Genomic DNA, 5,790 nt, shown 5'->3' with positions numbered 1-5,790 from the left:
CCTCCCCCCGCCAGCCCTCCACCCAACCAATGCCTTCCCCCAATGTATCCCGGAGATCCAGCGGCTGGTACACGTTTCCGCAAGGCAGTCGACGGAGGATTTCCTCCTGTAGACGCAGCGACTCGAAAACTTCCTGAAAACGTACAGTCATACGCGCCGCGACATCGCCTTCTGCGGCGGTGGCCATCCGCACCTGGAGCTGGTCATAAGGGCTGTTGGGGAACTGCACCCGCAGGTCCCAGGCTTGGCCGCTGGCCCGTCCGGCGACCCCCATGAGTCCCAGCTGCGCCGCCCGTTTAGGGGAGATTATGCCGAGTTGCACCACCCGATCGCGCAGGCCGCCGTGCTCGGCAAGAATTTCCTGCAGACGCCCGACGGCGGTTTTAAGTGTCTGTCCGGTACGCTGCAGGGTTGCGGCGGCCGCCACCGTGAGATCGCTGTCCACCCCGCCCGGCAAGACTCGGTCCATGAGATGGCGATGCCCGAAATAGTGCTGATTCTCGCGCAGCAGGTCCTCTTTGAGGGCCTGAAACTGAGTCAGGGCGAAGGCTAGTCCGGCGTCGTTGCCGATGGCACCGAGATCACCGAGATGATTGGCCAGTCGCTCCCGTTCCAGGCAGAGGGCGCGCAGCCATTGGGCACGTTCTGGCACCTGCGCGTTGGTAATCTGCTCAACCGCCTGAGCATAACTCCAGGCATAAGCCACCGTACTGTCGCCGCTGATCCGTCCGGCCAGATGTGCGCCCGCGGCCACATCCAAGCCCTGAAAGAGGCGCTCGACGCCCTTGTGCGTGTAGCCGAAGCGTTCCTCCAGGCGCAGGATTTCTTCCCCCAGGACCTGAAAATGGAAATGCCCCGGCTCGATAATGCCGGCGTGTATAGGCCCGACCGGAATCTCATGGATGTCCGGGCTGCTCGCGGGTAGGAAGGTGTAGTCGCGATCTGCGGCGATATCCAGATCTTCTCCAGAAAAATCGGTGCGCAGGGGAAATTGATCGGCTGGCCAGGCTGCATGCCGCAGCCAAGGACGGCTATCGTTTGTCCCCGTCGCGCGGATGCCCAGCAGATCATACAGGGTACGTTCCATGCGCAGAGCGCCTGGGAAAACGGTGGCCAGACTCGGATAGGCTGCAATGGCGGGGTCCACGATCATTTCCGTGCTGATGATGCCGGTTTCGGACAGAAACGCCGCATGGACGAGATAGCCTGCCGCTTCCGTGGTGCGGCGGTCCTCGCCCCAGAGCGCCAGCAGGCGTCCGCCTTGCGCACGGATGTTCTGGGCGGCGAGCGGCCAATACTCGTTGTCGAGGCGACCGGACCACACTGGTAACGGCGTGCCCCACCGCTTGAAATCAGTCAGTAGGCGCAGTGCAGGGTTGGGCATGATGGCGTCCTTATCCGTGGAGGAGCAGGGCGGCATGCTGCATCCACTGGACCAGTGTCCAGGGGATGAACACCCCGAGCACGATGACGAGGGTCAGTTGGATGAAGACCGGGATGATGCCGGCGACGGGCTGGTGGGCGATGCCTTCGGGGGCGGGTCCGAAGACCATTCCCTGCAGGCGCGGGAAAATTCCGGCAAAGGCTACGCCCAATCCCAGCAGGAGCACCGGCGTGAGCCAGGGCTGGTCCTGCAAGGTGCTGGTGATGATGAGAAATTCACTCAGGAAGAGGCCGCTGGGTGGCATCCCCAGGATAAAGAGCACCGCCAGCATGAGTGCCCAGCCCAGGACGGGGCTGAATGCCAGCAGGCCGCGGATGCGCTGTATTTCCCGGCTGCCGACACTCTGTACCGCTTGTCCGACCGAGAAAAACACGGAGGACTTGGTCAGGCTATGGCTGATCATGTGCAGTAAGCCCGCAAAACTCGCCAGTGGTGCGCCGATCCCGAAGGCGAAGGTGGCCAACCCCATGTGTTCAATGGAGGAATAGGCGAAAAGCCGCTTCACATCCCGCTGCCGCAACATGGAAAAGGCCGCCACCAGCAGGGAGAGCAAACCGAAGCTCATCAGCAGCCGTCCGGCGAAGTCCGGACCGAGGGCACCGTCCACCAGCACTTTGGCGCGCAGCACGGCGTAGAGGGCCACATTGAGCAATAGTCCGGAAAGTACCGCCGAAACCGAGCTGGGGCCGCTGGCGTGGGCATCCGGCAGCCAGTTGTTGAGCGGGCTCAAGCCGATTTTGGTCCCGTAGCCCACCAGTATAAAAATGAAGGCGATGGCCATGACCTGCGGTTGCAATTGACGGCGCACGGCTTCCAGATGCGTCCACAGCAACGCGTCCGCACCGTGCCCCAGCACTTTCTGGGCGGCGAAATACAGCAGGATCGTACCGAATAGCGCCATCGCCAGACCGACACCGCAGAGGATAAAATATTTCCAGGCGGCCTCCAGGCCTTCCGCAGTGCGGAAGAGGCTCACCAGCAAGACCGTGGACAGGGTGGCGCCTTCCATGGCCACCCAGAGGATGCCCATATTGTTGGTCAGCAAGGCCAGCAGCATTGTCGTAAGGAAGGTCTGGAACATGGCGTGATAGAGGCGGACACGCCGACGGGAGAGCGACCAGTGGACGATTTCCTGCCGCATATAGCTGCGGGAGAACCATGCCGTACTGAATCCCACCACGCCATCCACCAGTATCAGCAGGATACTGAGATCGTCCACCATGAATTGTCCGCTGCCCGCGGTAAATGCGCCGTCGCGCAACACCCGCGCCGACAGCGCCAGTATAGCCAGTAGGGTTAGCGTATTGATGCCGATAAACAGGGCCGCACCCCGGCGCCCGTCACCCCAGAGGGCGAGCAAGGGGATGCCTGTCGCCGCGCATATCAGCACCAGTAGAATCGGCATCATTCCTCCCGGATCTGTTCCAGATGCTGGAGATCCATGCTGTCGAAGGTCTCCCGTATCTGAAAGAAGAACACGCCGAGAATAACGAAACCGATCAGGGCGTCCAGGGCTACGCCCAGTTCCACGATCATCGGCATCCCCAGGGTGGCGCTGGTGGCGGCGAAGAAGAGGCCGTTATCGATAGCCAGGAAGCCGACCACCTGGGAAATGGCCTGGTGCCGGGTGATCATCATCAGGAAAGCGAGCAGTACGGCGGCGAGGGCAATGCCGACCATGCCGCGGGTCACCGCGCTGGTCAGGGCGGTAATAGGTGCAGCGAGGGAGAAAGCGAAGATGACCAGAGCGATGCCCGCGAGCAAGGTCAGGGGGATGTTGAGCACCGTCTCGACATCGCCACGCACCTGAAGACGCCGCAATAGACGATGCAGGGCCGTCGGGATCAGGATAGCCTTCAGGCTCAGGGTCAGGGCTGCGGAAAGCCATAACTCCGTTTGTCCGGTCAGCAGCGCCACCAGCGCTGTACCGGCGGCCAGGACTACACCTTGCCAGGCGAGAAGATGAATCAGAGTGAGTAAGCGCCGTTGCGCCAGCATGGCGAAAGCCAGCAGCAGGAGGAGGGCGGCGAGGAGCCTCAGCAGGGGGATGCCCCAGGCGAGTCCCTGTGTGGTGATCATCATGTCATGCCCCCAGCATGAAGAAACTCAGGAGTCCTACGACTCCGAGCAGAAAGGCGGTTGCCATGAACTCCGGCGCACGAAAGAGGCGCATCTTGGCGAGCAGGGTTTCGACCAGCGCCAGGATAAGAGCGGCGGCCGCGAATTTCAGCAGCAGGATCGGCAGGGTCAGGGGCAGTACCGCAATTTCTGCGGCGGGCACGATACCCCAAGGCAGGAACAGGGCGATGCCGATGGACACATAGAGCACCAGCTTGATCTGTGCGCCCCATTCCATCAGCGCCAGGTGCCGTCCCGAGTATTCCAGGAGCATGGCTTCGTGGATCATGGTCAGCTCCAGATGGGTGGCGGGATTGTCCACGGGAATCCGCGCGTTTTCTGCCAGCAGCACCATGAAAAAGGCGGCAGCGGCGAAAACCATGCTGGGGTGCAGAGCAAAGCGCAGTTGCTCCAGATGGGCGACGATCACGCTGAGCGAGGTGGACTGGGAGAGCAGGGATGCCGTGAAGAGTGTGGCCAGCAGGGCGGGTTCCGCAAGCCCCGCGATCAGCATTTCCCGATGGGCGCCCAGGGTGGCGAAGGGCGTCCCCGTATCCATGGCCGCCAGCACCTGAAAAACCCGCGCCAGGGCGAACAAACCCACCAGGGCGATGACATCGGCAGCCGGTGCCAGGGGCAGACCGGTGGCGAGAATGGGGATGATTCCGGCCGCCAGACAGAACGCTCCGAAAATCCCGTAGGGTGCAAAGCGGAAGAGCCAGGACGTTCCTTCCGCCTGCAGGGATTCTTTATGGAACAGGCGATAGAGATCGCGGTAGTTCTGCCAGCAGCCAGCCGGTCGCCGGTTCTGCAGAATCGCCCGCAATGCCCGCAGTAGCCCGGCAAAGAGTGGCGCGAGAAACGCCGCCAGCAACACCTGCGCCAGTTCCAGCAGTATGGCGGTCATCGCCAGATCGCCAGCAGGATCAGCAGGGTCAGGAAACTGTAAAGCAGATACAGGGTGATGCGACCCTGCTGCAGGCGCAGCACCTGAGCCGAGAGCCAGAAGACGATGCGGTTCAGGGGCTGGTAGATGCCGCGGTACACCGGTTCGCCGATCCGTACCTGCCAGCGGCCGGCATCGTCAGCCTGCCGCTCCGCCTGATAGAGTGGGGCGAAGATGCGCAGGAGGGGTTGCGCAAAGCCCAGTGGGCTATCCTGCATGGCCGACGTCCGGACGGGAAAACCGCAGGCCCAGACCGGCACGCGCCGCAAGGGCCGGCCAAAGAGGCTCCAGATCAGGAGAAAACCCAGACCCAGGGCGGTCGCCATGCCGAGGAAGAAAATCACCGGACTGTAACTGGCGCGTTGTGCGGAGACCGGGGTCAGCCACAACCCTTGCTGGACGGCGAAGCCCTGGCCGAGCATCTCCAGCAACACCGGATGCAGCAGATTCAGCAGAACACCCGGAAAGAGTCCGAGAAAAATACAGGCGAGACTGAGCAGGGCCATGGCCGACCGTTCCCAGCGTCCGGCCTCGTGGACATGCCGGGTGCCACGCGCCTGGCCGAGAAAGGCGATGCCGTAAAACTTGACCATGGCATAGGCCGCCAGAGCGACCGCCAGCACCACGCCGGAGGCTGCCAACGGTAAGACCGCACTGAGGGTGCTTTGCGGCAGGGCGGGGGATAGCAGAAAGGCTTGCAGGAGCAGCCATTCGGAGGCAAAGCCGTTAAGCGGAGGTAACCCGGCGATGGCGAGGGTGCCCAGGAGCATAAAAAACGCGGTCTGGGGCATCCGCCGGATCAGGCCGCCCAGGTGATCCATGGCCACGCTGCCGGCTCCGTGCAACACGCTGCCACTGCCGAGAAAAAGCAGTCCCTTGAAGAAAGCATGATTCAGGGCGTGATACAGGGCGGCGGCCAGGGCCAGGGCCGCCAGGGCATTGAGCCCATGTGCGCGGAAGATCAGGGCGAGGCCGAAAGCCACCATGATCAGCCCCATATTTTCCATGGAGGAATAGGCCAGCAGGCGCTTCATGTCGGTTTGGACGGCGGCGAAAAGCACCCCGAAGAGCGCCGTCGCCAGGCCCACCACCAAGACAAAAGGACCCCACCACATGGCCAGCTTGCCGAGGAAGAGAAAGTCCACCCGCAACATGCCATAGAAGGCCATCTGCAGCATCGCCCCACTCATCAGCGCGGAGACCGGGGCGGGTGCGGCGGGGTGGGCATCCGGTAGCCAGATATGCAGGGGGAGCAGCCCCGCCTTGGCACTGAAACCGAAAA

At 62.6% G+C, this 5,790-nt stretch carries 5 protein-coding genes; all 5 read right to left on the bottom strand.

From position 1 onward, the window contains the following. Positions 1–1,384 (bottom strand): hydrogenase large subunit (locus HF921_RS11950; RefSeq protein WP_215893876.1); only part of this gene is annotated, 1,384 nt, incomplete at its 3' end. Positions 1,385–1,394: 10 nt separating this feature from the next. Then, positions 1,395–2,849 (bottom strand): hydrogenase 4 subunit F, encoded by a 1,455-nt coding sequence (locus HF921_RS11945; protein WP_215893875.1) that lies wholly within the window; start codon positions 2,847–2,849, stop codon positions 1,395–1,397. After that, entirely contained in the window at positions 2,849–3,526 is a 678-nt protein-coding gene (locus tag HF921_RS11940) for a formate hydrogenlyase (protein WP_215893874.1), read from the bottom strand. Before HF921_RS11940 ends, HF921_RS11945 begins: the two co-directional genes overlap by 1 nt. A gap of 1 nt (position 3,527) precedes the next feature. Next, complete coding sequence (locus tag HF921_RS11935; protein ID WP_215859771.1) at positions 3,528–4,469, bottom strand: respiratory chain complex I subunit 1 family protein; 942 nt, start codon at positions 4,467–4,469, stop codon at positions 3,528–3,530. Further along, a partial coding sequence (locus HF921_RS11930; protein WP_215893873.1) for a proton-conducting transporter transmembrane domain-containing protein occupies positions 4,466–5,790 on the bottom strand: 1,325 nt, incomplete at its 5' end. The genes HF921_RS11930 and HF921_RS11935, both read right to left, overlap by 4 nt.

This window comes from Acidithiobacillus ferriphilus, assembly GCF_018854775.1.
Lineage (GTDB): Bacteria > Pseudomonadota > Gammaproteobacteria > Acidithiobacillales > Acidithiobacillaceae > Acidithiobacillus > Acidithiobacillus ferriphilus.
The sequence above is the reverse complement of the archived record's forward strand: the minus strand, read 5'-3'. Positions and strand labels throughout refer to the sequence as shown.

Bases quoted from the DNA above. Each gene is read 5' to 3' on its own strand.
- HF921_RS11945 (WP_215893875.1), bottom strand. From the start codon at position 2,849: ATGCCGATTCTACTGGTGCTGATATGCGCGGCGACAGGCATCCCCTTG.
- HF921_RS11940 (WP_215893874.1), bottom strand. From the start codon at position 3,526: ATGATGATCACCACACAGGGACTCGCCTGGGGCATCCCCCTGCTGAGG.
- HF921_RS11935 (WP_215859771.1), bottom strand. From the start codon at position 4,469: ATGACCGCCATACTGCTGGAACTGGCGCAGGTGTTGCTGGCGGCGTTT.